Origin of the sequence: Empedobacter sp. UBA3239, assembly GCF_002362875.1 — a bacterium.
In the GTDB taxonomy this organism is placed as follows: domain Bacteria; phylum Bacteroidota; class Bacteroidia; order Flavobacteriales; family Weeksellaceae; genus Empedobacter; species Empedobacter falsenii_B.
Genome location: NZ_DEVJ01000051.1, coordinates 13819 through 31100 on the forward strand (window position 1 = coordinate 13819; position 17282 = coordinate 31100).

Below are 17282 nucleotides of genomic sequence, written 5' to 3' on the forward strand. Positions count from 1 at the left end.
TGTAAATTAGTTTTCAGTAAGTTATAGTTCTCTATGTGATAAATTATATATTATTTATCTATATCGGAAGTTTGATGATTGAATAAAAAAAGGAGAACTAACAACTTGGTCAATTCTCCCTATGTATTTTATTAGATTACTAATTAAAACTTAAAAAAGTTAATGAATTAATAAATTTTGTAGACCTTGTAGTGATTCATGCACAGTTTTAATATGTTCAAATCGTACTAACAATGTTGGGTACTCTTCTCCTTTTTTGGATGATTTTTCCTTAAAACTGATGTTTTTAGGGTTATTTTTAACGTAATTTAAAATTAATCTAAATTCATCTGACTGATAAAATTCGCTTTGTGGTTTATTAATAAAATAAGCCAATAAAACACCATTTTTCATCACCAAACGTTCGAAACCTAATTTTTTACTGATCCATTTCAGTTGAATTGATTCCAATAAATTTTCGGCTTCAATTGGTAATTTTCCAAAGCGGTCAATCAAATTATTTTTAAACGTTTGTAATTCTGTTTCAGTTTCGACATCAGCTAATTCTTTGTACAGCAATAAACGCTCTTCCGAACTTTCAATGTATTCGTCTGGGAACATAATTTGTAAATCCGAATCAATTTGCACATCCGATACATACGATTTTACTTCTTCCGATTTTTGATCTTCAAACAAATCTTTGAAATCCGTTTCTTTCAATTCTTCAATCGCTTCATTCAAGATTTTTTGATACGTTTCGAATCCAATATCCATCATAAATCCTGTTTGTTCAGCACCTAAAAGATTTCCAGCTCCACGAATTTCTAAATCTTTCATCGCAATATTGAATCCAGATCCTAAATCAGAAAACTGCTCAATTGCTTGCAAACGTTTACGCGCTTCGTCCGTTAAAACCGAAAGTGGTGGTGCAACCAAATAACAAAACGCTTTGCGATTACTACGACCAACACGTCCACGCATTTGATGCAAATCTGCCAAACCGAAATTCTGCGCATCATTAATTAAAATTGTATTCGCATTCGGAACATCTAAACCAGATTCGATAATCGTTGTTGACACAAAAACATCATATCGACCATCAATAAAATCGAGTAAAACGGCTTCTAATTCTTTCCCATCCATTTGTCCATGACCAATCGCCACACGCGCATCAGGAACTAATCGTTGTACCATTCCAGCAATGTCTTTCAACGATTGCACACGATTGTGAATGATATAAACTTGTCCACCACGTTGCATTTCATACATAATCGCATCACGGAAAATCTCTTCATTAAAACCAACCAATTGCGTATCGACAGGTTGTCTATTTGGTGGAGGAGTTTTGATGACCGATAAATCACGCGCAGCCATCAACGAGAATTGAAGTGTACGCGGAATTGGCGTCGCCGTCAACGTTAATGTATCAATATTTTCGCGAAGTGTTTTCAATTTATCTTTTACACCAACACCAAATTTATGCTCTTCATCCACAATTAATAATCCTAAATCTTTGTATTCAATTTTTGGATTAACCAATTGATGCGTTCCTATCACAATATCAACTTGACCAGATTTTAAACCATCTAAAACAGCTTTTTTCTTTGCTCCTGTTACAAATCGATTGAGATAAACAACTTTCACAGGCAAATCTCTCAAACGTTCTGAAAACGTCTTGAAATGTTGAAAAGCTAAAATCGTTGTTGGCACTAAAACAGCAACTTGCTTTCCATCTACCGCAGCTTTCATCGCAGCACGAATCGCAACTTCCGTTTTTCCGAAACCTACATCACCACAAACCAAACGATCCATTGGGCGTTCAGATTCCATATCCGCTTTTACATCTTGCGTCGCTTTGTACTGATCGGGCGTATCTTCATAAATAAAAGATGCTTCCAACTCATTTTGTAAATACGTATCAGGCGAATACGCAAAACCTTTTCTGGCACGGCGTTTCGCATATAATTTAATCAAATCGAAAGCAATTTCTTTTACTTTAGCTTTGGTTTTATTCTTTAAATTTTTCCAAGCTGGCGAACCAAGTTTCGAGATTTTTGGCTCAGCGCCATCTTTTCCTCTAAACTTCGCTATTTTATGCAATGAATGAATGTTAACGTACAGAATATCATTATTTTGATAAATCAATTTGATTGATTCTTGCGTTACACCATTATTATTCAATCGTACCAAACCTGCAAATTTTCCGATCCCATAATCGATATGAGTCACAAAATCACCAACTTGCAACGAATTGATTTCCTTTAGCGTAATCGCTTCTTTTTTGGAAAATGAATTTCGAAGATTAAATTTATGATATCGACCAAAAATCTGATGATCCGTATAACATGTTAATTTGATTTCTTCGTCAATGAAACCTTGATAAATAGAACCCAAAACTGGAATGTAAGAAACTTCTTTTCCAATATCATCAAAGATTTCTTCGAAACGTTTGATTTGATTTTCATTGGAGCAAATCAGTGCATTTTTGAAACCCTCGGCTTTATGTTCATTCAAATCATCAATTAGTAATTCGAATTGCTTGTTAAAACTTGGTTGAGGTTTGAATGGTGATTCTATTTCTTCAACTGTTTCAAAATAAGATTTCATCGAACATTCAATAACTCCAAAAGATGAAATTTGTTGAAGAAATGCATTTTCATTTAAAAATAATTGATTCGGTTCCGCTTGTTTAATTTCTCCTTTCAATTCTGAAAAAGCAACTTCCGCTTGTTCAAAATTCTTGGTGATTTGTTTCGCTAAAACAGAAATATTTTTCGCGATAACTAAACTATCTTTCGAAATATATTCTAAGAAACTTTCTCGTTTTTCGTTAATCGATTTACTCTCAAGATTTGGAATAATCGTAATTTCTTTTGTCGTTGCAATGGACAATTGATTCTCGATATCAAACGTTCTGATGGTTTCCACCTCATCACCAAACAACGAAATTCGATAAGGATGCTCATTCGAAAACGAAAAAACATCTATAATCCCACCACGAATCGAGAATTCTCCCGGCTCGGAAACAAAATCAACGCGATGAAAATTATAAGAAGATAAAACCTCCGTTAAGAAATCAATTCCTAAATCATTTCCAACCTTCACTTTAAGTGTATTCGTAGAAAGCGCTTTTTTTGTCACTACTTTTTCAGACAAGGCTTCCGCATATGTCACCACAATTTTTGGGCGTTTCGAATGCGATAACACATTTAAAACCTCTGTTCTAATAACAACATTCGCATTATTTACTTCCTCAATTTCGTAAGGACGCTTATAAGAAGACGGAAAAAATAGAATTTGTTCTTTATCAAACAAAGTTTCCAAATCATTTAACACATAAGCCGCTTCTTCTTTATCATCAAAAATTAGGATCGTAGGACGTGCAACACGATTATATAAATGCCCCGTTAAAATGCTCAATCCTGAACCTAAAAAACCTTTGATATTGACTTTATGCTGTGGGTTATTTTTAAAATTGACAATAAGCTTCTGTACGAAATCTGAAGAATCGTATAAGCTAAAAACGTTGTGAATAGTTTTCTGTTCCAAAGTTTTGCAAATATAAAATTTTATAAACTTATTTTTAAACAATCTTCAAAAAAAGCAATGTTAAAATGCGAATTTTCAATTAATGAAAATTTTTCGGAAAATTTATAAAAAAAGTTGAGCTAAGTTAAAAAAATTAATCCTAGCTTTGATTTATCAAAAAAAGAAAATGAAATTAGTTCACAACATTATCAACTTTATTATTTTAGTCATTCTTATTCCAAGGAGTGGTAATTAGTTGTGTACGTACAAAATAACAATTAAAGCCACTTCTTAACGAGGTGGCTTTTTTTATGGAGAAAAATTAATTAAACAATATTATGCAAAACAATTTCGTCATTATTATCATTATTATTTTAGTCTTGGTCTTACGATTAGGAAAGGTGGTTTTATGACGAATTTTTTGAACGATTTTTTATGAGCCACCTTAATTTAAGGTGGCTTTTTTTATGTTTTTAATACAAACAATGTCAAATAAACAGTGATGAAAAACAACAACGAAGCACTAAACAAACACAGCCGAACCGTTACGCAGGATGACACTTTACCCGCGTCACAAGCGATGTTACATGGGATTGGCTTAACTAACGAAGACCTTAAAAAACCACTAATCGGAATTGCAAGTATGGGGTACGATGGAAATACTTGCAATATGCATCTGAATCAATTTGCGCAGTTGGTACAAGACGGAATGAAAGCCGAAAACCTAATCGGATTGAAGTTCAATACTATCGGAATTAGCGATGGAATTACCAACGGAACTTCTGGAATGCGCTACTCTTTGGTAAGTAGAGAAATCATCGCAGATTCTATCGAAACTGTTTGTGCAGGACACTTTTACGATGGCGTAATCACAATACCAGGTTGTGACAAAAACATGCCTGGCTCAATTATGGCAATGGGACGTTTAAACCGTCCTTCAATCATGATTTATGGTGGAACAATTGCTCCTGGACAATACAAAGAAGAGGAATTAAACATTGTTTCTGCTTTCGAAGCATTAGGAAAAAAATTAAACGGAAATCTTAATGACAAAGATTTTTGTGGAATCATTCAGAATGCTTGTCCTGGTCCAGGTGCTTGTGGCGGAATGTATACAGCAAACACAATGGCAGCGGCGATTGAAGCAATGGGAATGAGTTTACCTTATTCTTCGTCTTACCCTGCTCTTAGTCAAGAAAAGAAAAACGAATGTACAACTGCGGCACATTATCTAAGAATTTTATTAGAAAAAGATATTAAACCAAGTGATATCATCACGAAGAATTCTTTAGAAAATGCTATCAAAACAATTGTTGTTTTAGGCGGAAGCACAAATGCTGTTTTGCACTTATTAGCAATTGCAGCGACTATGAATATCAAATTATCATTAGACGATATACAAGCAATTAACGATAAAACACCAGTAATAGCAGACTTAAAACCTAGTGGAAAATACTTGATGGAACATTTGAGTAAAGTTGGTGGAGTTCCTGCTGTTTTAAAGTATATGTTACAAGAGGATTTAATCGATGGAAGTTGTTTAACGGTTACTGGAAAAACATTAGCCGAAAATTTAGCGTCGGTTCCTGATTTAGATTTCTCTAAACAAAATATTATTCGTCCATTATCTAATCCCATAAAAAAAACTGGACACTTACAAATGCTTTACGGAAACCTTGCTCCTGGCGGATCGGTATCTAAAATATCTGGAAAAGAAGGTTTTTATTTTAAAGGAAAAGCACAAGTTTTTAATAGCGAAGTTGAAGTTTTAAAAGCAATCGAAGATTTACAAATCAAAGCTGGAAGCGTTATTGTCATTCGAAATGAAGGTCCGAAAGGTGGTCCTGGAATGCCAGAAATGTTGAAACCAACATCGGCAATTATCGGAGCTGGATTAGGAGATAAAGTCGCTTTGATTACAGACGGACGTTTTAGCGGAGGAACACACGGATTTGTCGTCGGTCACATAACACCAGAAGCTTTTGAAGGAGGTCCAATCGCATTAGTCGAGAATAATGATCTCATCGAAATTGACATCAACAAAAATGAATTAAACCTTTTGATTGATGAAAAAACATTAGAAAATCGAAAAAATAACTGGAAACAACCCGCATTAAAAGTAAAAAATGGAGTCTTATACAAATACGCAAAGCAAGTCGGAAACGCTTCAGAAGGATGTCTTACTGACCAATAAACCAACTCAAATTTCAGGTTCACAAGCGATTATTAACGCTTTATTGTCCGAAGGAGTTACAACAGTTTTTGGATATCCTGGTGGCGCAATTATGCCTATATATGATGCTTTGTATGATTACAAAGATAAATTAGAACACATTTTAGTTCGTCATGAACAAGGAGGCATTCACGCTGCGCAAGGTTATGCAAGAACTTCAGGAAAAGTAGGTGTAGCTTTTGCCACGAGTGGTCCAGGCGCAACGAATTTAGTCACTGGAATTGCAGATGCCATGATTGATAGCAATCCTATTGTATGTATCACAGGGCAAGTTTTCGCTTCTCTTTTAGGAACGGATGCTTTTCAAGAAACTGACGTTATCAATATTACTAATCCTATCACGAAATGGAATTATCAAATTACTGATGCAGAAGAAATAAATCATGTATTAGCAAAAGCATTTCATATTGCTCACTCGGGAAGACCGGGACCTGTGTTGATTGACATTACAAAAAATGCTCAAATACAACTTATCGAAAAGAAAAAATATGAAAAATGCACACATGTTCGTAGTTATAGACCAGATCCAGAAATAAGAACTGAATATATAAAGGCTGCTGCAGAACTTATAAATCAAGCAAAAAAACCATTTGCAATTATTGGTCAAGGAATTCTACTTGGAAAAGCAGAACAAGAGTTAAAAGATTTCTTAGAAAAATCGGGAATTCCAGTGGCTACAACTTTAATGGGATTAAGTTCTTTGGATACCGATCACCCACAATATGTTGGTTTATTAGGAATGCATGGAAATTATGCGCCGAATGTAAAAACAAATGATTGCGATGTATTAATTGCCATAGGAATGAGGTTTGATGACCGCGTAACTGGACGCTTAGACAAATATGCAAAACAAGCGAAAGTGATCCATCTTGATATTGACCCAGCAGAGATTGGTAAAAATGTAAAAGTTGCTGTTCCTGTTTGGGGAGATTGCAAGAAAACACTTCCGTTATTAACTAATTTGATTAATCAAAATGAACATACCGATTGGTTAAAAGAATTTAGAGATCTCGAAAAAGAAGAACGTACAGAAGTTATTGATAAAGAATTCTATCCAACAACTGATGTAATGTCTATGGCTGAAGTTATCAACACATTAAATGAGTTAACAAACGGAGAAGCCGTAATTGTTACAGATGTTGGGCAACATCAAATGTCGGCTTGTCGTTATGCGAAATTCAAAGATTCTAAGCTTTTGGTTACATCAGGAGGATTAGGAACAATGGGATTTGGTTTACCTGCTGCAATTGGAGCGTGGTATGGAGCACCAGAAAAAGATATTGTTATGGTTTGTGGTGATGGTGGTTTCCAAATGACTTTACAAGAAATGGGAACTATTATGCAATTTGGAGCAAAAGTAAAGATGTTAATCCTAAACAATAGCTTCCTTGGAATGGTTCGTCAATGGCAAGAATTATTCAACGACAAACGCTATTCATTCGTAGATATTACAAGTCCAGATTTTGTTGCGCTTGCAAAAGCTTATCAAATAGAAGGTCAAAAAATAGAAGTAAGAAACGACTTGAAAAATGCATTAAAAGAAATGTTAGAACATGATGGTTCTTATCTTTTAGAGGTAATGGTAGGAAAAGAAAACAATGTATTTCCTATGGTAGAACAAGGTACAAGTGTTTCTGAAATTAGATTAAAATAAATGATTATGGACTCAAAACGAGAATATACAATTACGCTATATACAGAAAATTCCATAGGAATTTTGGGAAGAGTTGCAGGAATTTTTACTCGACGAAAAATTAATATTGAAAGTTTAAGTACTTCTCCATCAGAAATAGAAAATGTACACCGATTTACAATTGTTATTGAAGAATCTGAAGAAGTTGTTCGAAAACTTTGCATGCAAATTGAGAAACAAATAGATGTTCTTAAAGCTTATTTCAATAATAATGATGAATTAATTTGGCAAGAACAAGCTTTATACAAAGTGCCAACTAATATTATTGCAGAGAAGGCATATGTAGAACGTTTGCTACGTCAATATGGTGCAAACACAGTCGTAATCCGTAATGATTATACAGTTTTTGAAACAGCTGGTCATCGTGAGGAAATTGATAATCTAACACAAGAGCTGACTAAATATGGCTTAATAGAATTTGTTCGAGGAGCTAGAATAGCCATTATAAAAGCAAGTGCTGGTTTCCATGAAAAATTATTACAATTCGAAAAAGACGAGCCATCAAAAGAAGTAATCGAAAATGAATTCCTAAACGAAGGAACCTCAGTTTTCACAATGTAAAGACAAACAATTCAACAAATAATTTTATTAAAAAAACAAAAATGACTAATTACTTTAATTCACTATCATTAAGAGATCAATTATATCAACTAGGACAAGCAGAATTTCTAAATAACTCAGAATTCGCAAAAGGTACAGACGCATTAAAAGACAAAAAAATTGTGATTGTAGGCTGTGGTGCGCAAGGATTAAACCAAGGATTAAATCTACGAGACAGCGGTTTAGATGTTTCATACGCGTTACGCAAAGAAGCGATTGAACAACAAAGAGATTCTTGGAAAAATGCAACAAGTCATAATTTTACAGTAGGAACTTTCGAGGAATTAATCCCAAATGCTGATGTAGTAGCGAATTTAACACCAGATAAACAACATACGCAAGTTATCAATACTGTTCAACCACTTATTAAACAAGGTGCTACACTTTTATATTCTCATGGATTCAATATCGTAGAAGAAGGTATGCAAATTCGTAAAGATATCACGGTGATAATGGTTGCTCCAAAATGTCCAGGTTCGGAAGTTCGTGCAGAATATTTAAGAGGATTCGGAGTTCCAACATTAATTGCCGTTCACCCAGAAAATGATCCAGAAGGAAAAGGTTTTGATCAAGCAAAAGCATATTGTGCAGGAACTGGTGGTCACAGAGCAGGCGTTTTAAAATCGTCATTTGTTGCAGAAGTAAAATCAGATTTAATGGGAGAACAAACCATTTTATGTGGTCTTTTACAAACAGGTTCTATTCTTTCTTTCGATAAAATGGTTGAAAACGGAATTGATGCTGGTTACGCTTCAAAATTAGTTCAATATGGAGTTGAAGTAATTACAGAAGCCTTAAAACATGGTGGAGTTAGTGGTATGATGGATAGATTAAGCAATCCTGCTAAAGTAAAAGCTTTTGAATTATCAGAAGAATTAAAAGAAATTATGCGTCCATTGTTCCAAAAACATCAAGACGATATTATTTCGGGTGAATTTAGTAAAACAATGATGGAAGATTGGGCAAATGATGACAAAAACTTATTAAAATGGAGAGCTGAAACTGGTGAAACTGCTTTTGAAAAAACACCAGCTGGCGATGCAAATATTACAGAACAAGAATATTTTGACAACTATACATTAATGGTTGCTTTTGTTCGTGCTGGAGTTGAATTAGCTTTCGAAACAATGGTAGAAGCCGGTATTAAACCTGAATCTGCTTATTACGAATCCTTACATGAAACACCATTGATTGCGAATACAATTGCGCGTAAAAAATTATTCGAAATGAATCGAGTGATTTCTGATACAGCAGAATACGGTTGTTATCTTTTCGATCAAGCTTGTAAACCTTTGTTAAAAGATTTCATGGCAAAAGTAAACGTAGACGTTGTCGGTAAAAATTACAACGAAGGAAAAGACAATGCTGTTGACAATGCGACATTGGTACATATAAATGATGTTTTACGTAATCATCCTGTCGAAACTGTAGGAAAAAAACTTCGTAAAGCAATGACTGCTATGAAAACGATAAAAACGGTGTAGTCAAACATCAAGATTACAAAAAAAAGTTAACAGAACTAACAAACAGTGAATTATGGCAAATGGACTTAGAAATGAAAAAACTGAGACCTTAGGCGTTTCGCTTGACGAAGTAAACTTAGCACAAATGAATTTGAAAGGAGTTGCCAAAAACACTCCTTTCGATTTCAATGAAAATTTAAGTCGTCAATTTGATGCGAATGTCTATCTAAAACGAGAAGATTTACAAGTCGTCCGTTCGTACAAATTACGTGGTGCTTATAATAAAATCGTTCAGTTATCAGAACAAGAAAAAAATAATGGTGTGATCTGCGCAAGTGCAGGAAATCACGCACAAGGTGTGGCGTATTCGTGTCAACAATTAAACATCAAAGGTAAAATTGTGATGCCTACAACGACACCTCAACAAAAAATAAAACAAGTAAAATGGTTTGGTAAAGATCAAATCGAAATTATTTTACATGGCGATACATTTGATGATGCATCGGCTTTTGCACATCAATTATCGCAAGAAGGAAATATTACATTTATTCATCCTTTTGATGATGAAAAAGTAATTGCAGGACAAGGAACAGTTGCATTAGAAATTTTGAATCAATGCGATCAACCAATCGATTATATTTTCGTGCCAATTGGTGGTGGAGGTTTAGCATCTGGCGTTATTTCTGTGATGAAAACACTTAGTCCAAACACCAAAATTATTGGTATAGAACCGAGTGGAGCAGCAAGTATGGCAGAAGCTATCAAACAAAAAAAATCTGTTGCATTAGCGAAGATTGATCCTTTTGTGGACGGTGCAGCTGTAAAAAAAGCAGGTGAAAAAACATACAAAATCTGTGCAGAAGGTTTAGAAACAACTTGCGCAGTTCCGGAAGGAAAAGTTTGTTCGAGCATTTTGCGTTTGTACAATGAAGATGCAATTGTTGTAGAACCAGCAGGCGCTTTGAGTGTTTCGGCTTTAGATTTTTTCAAGGAAGAAATCAAAGGAAAAAATGTGGTTTGCGTACTTAGCGGAAGCAACAACGACATTACGCGAATGGAGGAAATAAAAGAAAGAAGTTTGCAATATGAAGGTTTGAAACATTATTTCATTATCAATTTTCCTCAACGTGCCGGCGCTTTGAAAGAATTAGTGAACGAAGTTTTGGGTGAAAATGATGACATCACCTATTTCCAATACACGCAAAAAAACAACAAAGAAACAGGTCCAGCAGTAGTTGGCATTGAATTAGACAAAAAAGAAGATTTAGATGGTTTAATTTTTAGATTAGAAAATCATCATTTCGATTATCAATATCTTAACACAGACAACACACTTTTTTCATTAATGATTGGATAAGTTTTCCATCATTAATATATTATTCAAAAAAAGCAAAGCTTCTATTTAGTTAGAAACTTTGCTTTTTAATTTATTAATTATTCAACAACCAATTTTTTAACTCATCAAAATTATTGTTCATTTCAACTTTATTCGATTGTTTCAATTTCAATTCTTCGACTTCTTTTGGATAGACAATTTTATCTTGTATTTCTTTCGGAAAAACTTCAGGAAATTTACACGGATGCGCAGTCGATAAAAACACTACCAACTCTTTATCTTCTTGTTTTTTCACTTGATATTCCTTCGCTGCCAACCACGCTATCGACGTATGCGGACAAGCAATATAATTGTATTGTTGATTAATTTCTACAATTGCATTTGCAGTTTTAACATCAGAAAAAGCTTTCGAAACCATTTTTGATTTTAATTGCTCCATATCTTGCTCAAAAAATTCCATCACGCGAACCCAATTACTAGGATTTCCAACATCCATTGCATTCGATAACGTTTGTACAGAAGGTTTTGGTTGATAATTTTCAGTTTCTAAAAACGACGGAATAGTATCATTCGCATTTGTAGCCGCAACAAATTGTTCCACTTCCAATCCTAATTTTGAAGCCAAAATACCAGCCGTAATATTCCCAAAATTCCCACTCGGAACAACAAATGATACTTTCTCAAAACCTTTTCTTTTTGCTTGAGCAAAAGCCTCAAAATAATAGAAAGATTGTGGAATCAAGCGAGCAATATTAATCGAATTTGCTGAGGTTAAATTTAGATTTTTCATTAAATCTTTGTCTAAAAAAGCTTGCTTTACCAAGGCTTGACAATCATCAAAAGTTCCGTCAATTTCTATTGCACGAATATTTTTTCCGTTCGCTGTTAATTGCAATTCTTGTATCGGCGACACTTTTCCTTTTGGATACAAAATCGTTACTCGCGTTCCTTCTACTCCCAGAAAACCGAGTGCGACAGCGCCTCCTGTATCACCAGAAGTCGCCACCAAAACATCTAACAATTGATTATCTTTTTTCGAATAATGTGCCATCACGCGACTCATAAATCTCGCTCCAAAATCCTTGAACGCAAAAGAAGGTCCGTGAAACAATTCCAAAATAGCTAAATCATCTTCTAAAAACACCAAAGGCGCAGGAAAATTGATTACCTCATCAATCAAATTATTAATCGTTTCTTCAGAAAAATCATCTTTTAATAAATGATTTGTAACCTTTTTCGCAATCTCTTGAAATGAATAATTTTCAATCGAATTGATCCATTCATCATCTATTTTTTGTAACGACAAAGGCATATACAATCCTTTATCTTCTGGCAAAGATTGAAAAACGGCTTGTTTAAAATCGACTCTATTATTATGATTATTTGTACTATATAATTCCATTTTTAGTGTTTAATGTAAGGTCCTTGTTGATTGATTTTAGAAACAAATGATAAATGTTCAATTTCTTTTATCGTCAAAAAATTATTTAATTTTTGTTCAATATTTTCTGCATCCAATTTACTTTTAGATAACGCCATAACTGTTGGTCCAGAACCAGAAATCCCGAATGTTAATGCATTATTTTCGAGCGAAATACTTTTCATTTCATTAAAATATGGAATCAATAAAGAACGATTGGGCTCGACAATATCATCTTGCATCGAACGACCAATCTCTTCGTAATCATTCTCATAAAGCGCTGCAACCAAACTTGCAATATTTCCCCATTGCTTTATTGCTTTACTCAATTGCACTTTATCTTTAATTAATTTGCGCGCATCCTTTGTTGGCACTTCTACTTTTGAGTAAATCAGTGTGACATATAAATTTTCAGGAACAGGTAAAGAACGCACCAGAATCGGCTCATAAGAAGGAATCAACGTAATTCCACCAAACAACGATGGCGCAACATTATCCGCATGAGCAGCGCCACAAGCCAAACGCTCGCCTTCCATACAATAAGGTAAAAGATCTTTTTTAGAAAGTGGTTTTCCTAATAATTCATTCAATGCAAAAAGTCCAGCAACCGTACTCGCCGCACTTGAACCTAAACCGCTTCCAATTGGCATTTTTTTGTGTAATTCTATCGATAATCCAAAAGAATCTTGTAAACCCAAATCACAAAATAATTTCCATGCCGAATGAGAAACTGTATTTTTCATTGCATCTAAAGGTAATTTTCCTTCGTCACCTGTAATTGTTCGAATTTCGATTCCTAATTTTTCTGTCTTTTTCATGATTACCTCATCACCTGGATAATCCACCGCAAAGCCCAGAATATCATATCCACAAATCATATTCGCAACTGTTGCAGGAGCAAAAACGTGTACTTTTTCTAAAAACTTCGCTTGATCAAGCTTATATTTATTTTCGATTATTTGATTCATCTTTTATCGTATTGAACTAATGTTAACTAAATCTGCAAAAACGCCAGCCGCAGTAACTTCCGCGCCAGCACCAGGGCCTTTCACAACCAAAGGACGTTCCTTGTAACTCACTGTTGTAAACGAAATAATGTTATCGCTTCCAGACAAGGCATAAAACGGATGTTGATTGTCAACCAACTCTAACGAAATTGATATTTTTCCATCTTCTAAGATCCCGATGTAACGAATCACTTTTTGCTCCTCTTCTGATTGATGTTTTATCTTTTCGAAATAATCATTTTCATTGACTAATTCTTGATAAAAATCTTCTACAGTTACAGCTTCTAGACAGGATTTTGGCAAAATAGAATCAATTTTCACATCTGCTGCCTCCACTTCGTAACCATTATCACGAGCAAGAATCAACATCTTTCGCATAAAATCTATTCCGCTCAAATCATCTCGAGGATCTGGCTCTGTATAACCTAATTCTTGCGCTTTTTTTACAACTTCGGCAAATGTATTTTCACCTTTAAAATGATTAAAGATATACGAAATTGTTCCTGATAAAATCGCTTCAATTTTCAGGATTTGATCTCCACTCATTCGTAGATCTTTCAACACACTAATAATCGGTAAACCTGCTCCAACATTTGTTTCGTAAAGAAAATCAATCCCATATTTTCGAGCCGTTTCTTTCAAGTTTTTATACTCTTGATAAGAAGAAGAATTCGCAATTTTATTACATGTTACAACCGAAATGCTGCTTTCAAAAATTTGTTTGTAATAATTTGGCAAATCAGAACTCGCTGTATTATCAACAAAAACACAATTTGGTAAATTATACTGTTTCATTTTTTGGATAAATTCATTCAAATCAGCTGGTGAAGAAGAATTTTCTAATTCATTTTTCCAATTCGACAAATTGATTCCGTTTTCATCAAACATCATTTTTTTTGAATTTGATATTCCGACCAATTTTATTTCGATATCATTATTTTTTGCTAAAAAATCTTTCTGTTTTTCTAATTGATTTAAAAATGTCGAACCAATATTTCCTACTCCAACATTGAAAACATGAATTGTTTTTTTCAAATGATTAAAAAACGCATCATGCACCGCATTTAAAGCTTTTGACAAATCATTTTCGCTAATCACAACCGAAATATTATACTCCGAAGAACCTTGCGCAATCGCTCTGACATTGATTCCATTTCGTCCTAACGCATAAAATAGCTTTCCCGAAACACCAACTGTTTTCTTCATGTTTTCTCCAACAATTGCAATAATTCCGAGATTTTCTTCAACTTCAATTGGCTCCAACCATTTTGCCGCAATTTCTAGACAAAACTCTTCTTCAATTAATTGCTTTGCTTTTTCGACTTCGTTATGATGAATCGCAAGCGTGATACTATGCTCTGACGAAGATTGCGTAATCAACACAATGTTGATATGATGTTGCGCTAAAAGTGAAAAAAGTTTCCCGCTAAAGCCCAATTTACCAACCAAACCACTTCCTTTTATATTGACTAATGCAATATCTTTGATCGACGAAATTCCCTTGATTGGAAACTCTGTTGGTTGCGAATCAAACTGAATTTTTGTTCCTTCAAAATCTGGCTGAAATGTATTTTTAATTAAAATCGGAATTCGAAGTTTAAAAGCCGGAGCCATTGTAGGTGGATAAATCACTTTTGCACCGAAATACGACAATTCCATCGCTTCTGTATAGGATAAATTCTCTAACGAAAAAGCTTTGTTTACAAAACGAGGATCAGCCGTCATCATTCCATTTACATCTGTCCAAATTTCAATTTGTTCTGCATGTAAAGCCGCACCAATCAAAGCCGCAGTGTAATCAGAACCACCTCTTCCCAAAGTTGTTACTCGCCCTTCTTCATTAGCAGCAATAAATCCTGTTACAACTAATAATTTATCCAAATAATCTTTTGCTAATTGTTGAATATTCTGAAATGATTTTTCCTCGAAAACATTTGCTTGGCCAAAATTATGATCAGTCAAAATATAATCTGATGCATTAATCCCCAATGAATCTCCAACATGTTCTTGCATTACTTTTGCAATTAATAAAGCGCTACATCTTTCACCGAAACTCAAAATCAAATCTTTTGTTTGAGGGCTTAATTCTTTCAGAATTTCCACCCCTTCTAATAATGCTTCCAACTCATTCATCAACAATTTTAATTTTGTTAAAATCGGATTTTGATTCGGCACATCGATTAAAGATTTTACAATTTCGAAATGTTTGTCTTGAAAAAGTTTTAAATCATTTTCATCAAAATTTCCTGATGAAGCTTCTTCAGACATTTTGGTTAATAAATTGGTCAAACCAGAAATAGCAGACACAACCAAAATAATCGAGTTATTTTGTTGCTTTTCCTGTTTAACAATTTCTACGACCGCGCGGATACCTTCTACCGATCCGACTGATGTTCCTCCGAATTTTAAAACTTTCATAATTTAAATTTTGATCATAAAAAAAGCATCTTCCTTTTGAGAAGATGCTTTTGCATTATTTTTTTAGAATTAAATACATAACAAGACTCCTCTAAGTGTGAACACTAGAAGTCGTCGTAATTGAAATGATTGTATTTAATCCGTTTTGTTTCATTATTGATAACGAATATACAAACTTTTTCAATAAATCATTACGTATTTATTATTTTTTTTATATTTATTTCACCGAATCCTTTTTAAGAGCCAAAGAATCTGACTGAGCAACTATAGGTTTTACATCACTTGCATAGCCAACAACAATTCCGTCTAACTTATCAATTTTTCGTACTTTAAACGTTTCTGTTCCTTCAGCTCCTTTAAAAGAAACTTTATAAACTGCTTCGTAAACTGTTTTGTCACCATCTTCAAGAGGCGTCATTTTCTCAAAGTTGTAGACATCAACTGGTCCATATTGTTTAACCACCGCATTCAAATCATCCACATTTACGACTTCTACTTTGGAAAAAAGTGAATCTGGTTTATCTGCCCTGTATTTGTAAACATCTAAAACGGCTTCTTTCACCTTATAATCTGGCAAATCTGATTTTTTATTACATGCTGTTAAAGCCAAAATACCGCCAACCATAAGTAATGCACTTGCTTTCATAATTCCTATTTTTTTGTGTTAATTGATTATAACTAATGTAAAAATAAATAAGATGAAAAACAAGTATTTTTATTGAAATCAAATAGATAGAAACAAAAAAGTCGATTCTGTTATAGAATCGACTTTTGAATATCTTTTATTGTAAAATGAATTTTACACTTCAAAATTCACATAAAAACCTTCGTGACCTCGAACATTGAAAACGGTATTGTCTTCAAAAATCAAGTATTGACCTTTTATTCCTTTCAAAACACCTTCTATTTCTGGCGTTTTTTTCAAGTTTAATGATTTTACTTTTTCTGGAAAAGATAAAACTGGATACTCTAACTTCCAAACTTCTGGCTCATCAACCAAAAATTGTTGAAAATCTGGATTCACTTCATTTCTGATTTCGTGATACTTTTCGAACAAATTAATTTCTGGCACATCATTTTTCAACATTCTTTGCCAATTTGTTTTATCAGCAATAACATTTTTCAACGAAACCTCTATCATTCCAGCTTCGTAACGATTATCCGTTCGCGCAATAATAATAGCTTCTGAAGCTCCTTGATCGATCCAACGTGTCGGCACTTGCGTTAAACGAGTTACACCAACTTTTATTCCTGATGAATTTGCCAAATACACAATATGCGGTTGCAATTCGAATTTCGTTTCAAACTCTAAATCACGTTGCACAATTCCCAAATGTGCCGTAGAAAGTTCTGGATTGATGATACTTGGATTAGCTTCTGGTATTGTAAAAAAACAATCTTTACAATATCCCATCTGATAAATCTCTTTGTCCTCGTGACAGTTTAAACATTCGTAGTGATCAAAGTTAATCTTGATTTTTTTTCCTAACAATTGATTCATAACAATAAAATCATTCTTGAAATTCCAATAATAATTGATTGGCATTCCATTTTCAGTTGTCATTTTACGAATTTGTCCTTCAAACTGCATCTTCCTAAAAAAGT

Annotated in this window: 11 protein-coding genes; 5 read left to right on the forward strand and 6 right to left on the reverse strand. The window is 33.8% G+C overall.

The window, feature by feature from the left end; all coding sequences use genetic code 11:
* Positions 1–159 precede the first annotated feature (159 nt).
* Positions 160–3528 (reverse strand): transcription-repair coupling factor, encoded by a 3369-nt coding sequence (gene mfd, locus B4G36_RS07345; protein ID WP_291063045.1) that lies wholly within the window; start codon positions 3526–3528, stop codon positions 160–162.
* A 481-nt stretch (positions 3529–4009) separates the two neighbouring features.
* On the opposite strand from mfd, the gene ilvD reads away from it, so the two are divergent.
* Genes ilvD through ilvA form a run of 5 tightly spaced genes read left to right on the forward strand, consistent with a single transcriptional unit; the run spans position 4010 to position 10853 of the window.
* Complete coding sequence (gene ilvD / locus B4G36_RS07350; RefSeq protein ID WP_291063047.1) at positions 4010–5701, forward strand: dihydroxy-acid dehydratase; 1692 nt, start codon at positions 4010–4012, stop codon at positions 5699–5701.
* Positions 5634–7394, forward strand: coding sequence for a biosynthetic-type acetolactate synthase large subunit (ilvB, locus tag B4G36_RS07355; RefSeq protein WP_291063049.1), 1761 nt, complete (start codon positions 5634–5636; stop codon positions 7392–7394). The genes ilvD and ilvB overlap by 68 nt, the downstream gene beginning before the upstream one ends.
* Before the next feature lie 6 nt (positions 7395–7400).
* A complete protein-coding gene (gene ilvN / locus B4G36_RS07360; RefSeq protein ID WP_125348895.1) occupies positions 7401–7994 on the forward strand; it encodes an acetolactate synthase small subunit in 594 nt (197 codons plus the stop codon).
* A gap of 41 nt (positions 7995–8035) precedes the next feature.
* A complete protein-coding gene (ilvC, locus tag B4G36_RS07365; RefSeq protein WP_291063051.1) occupies positions 8036–9517 on the forward strand; it encodes a ketol-acid reductoisomerase in 1482 nt (493 codons plus the stop codon).
* A gap of 52 nt (positions 9518–9569) precedes the next feature.
* Entirely contained in the window at positions 9570–10853 is a 1284-nt protein-coding gene (ilvA, locus tag B4G36_RS07370; protein WP_291063053.1) for a threonine ammonia-lyase IlvA, read from the forward strand.
* 73 nt (positions 10854–10926) lie between these two features.
* Here the strand turns inward: ilvA and thrC are convergent, their stop codons facing one another.
* From thrC to B4G36_RS07395, 5 genes are all read right to left on the reverse strand, one after another.
* Positions 10927–12234 (reverse strand): threonine synthase, encoded by a 1308-nt coding sequence (gene thrC, locus B4G36_RS07375; RefSeq protein ID WP_291063055.1) that lies wholly within the window; start codon positions 12232–12234, stop codon positions 10927–10929.
* A 2-nt stretch (positions 12235–12236) separates the two neighbouring features.
* On the reverse strand, positions 12237–13220 hold the full coding sequence (locus tag B4G36_RS07380; RefSeq protein ID WP_291063056.1) for a homoserine kinase: 984 nt from the start codon (positions 13218–13220) through the stop codon (positions 12237–12239).
* A gap of 3 nt (positions 13221–13223) precedes the next feature.
* A complete protein-coding gene (gene thrA / locus B4G36_RS07385) occupies positions 13224–15677 on the reverse strand; it encodes a bifunctional aspartate kinase/homoserine dehydrogenase I (protein ID WP_291063058.1) in 2454 nt (817 codons plus the stop codon).
* A gap of 217 nt (positions 15678–15894) precedes the next feature.
* Positions 15895–16323, reverse strand: a complete 429-nt coding sequence (locus B4G36_RS07390; RefSeq protein ID WP_291063059.1) for a hypothetical protein — start codon at positions 16321–16323, stop codon at positions 15895–15897.
* A 153-nt stretch (positions 16324–16476) separates the two neighbouring features.
* Positions 16477–17268 carry a DUF2797 domain-containing protein gene (locus B4G36_RS07395; RefSeq protein WP_291063061.1) on the reverse strand — a complete coding sequence of 264 codons (792 nt, stop codon included), beginning with the start codon at positions 17266–17268 and terminating at the stop codon, positions 16477–16479.
* Positions 17269–17282: the final 14 nt, after the last annotated feature.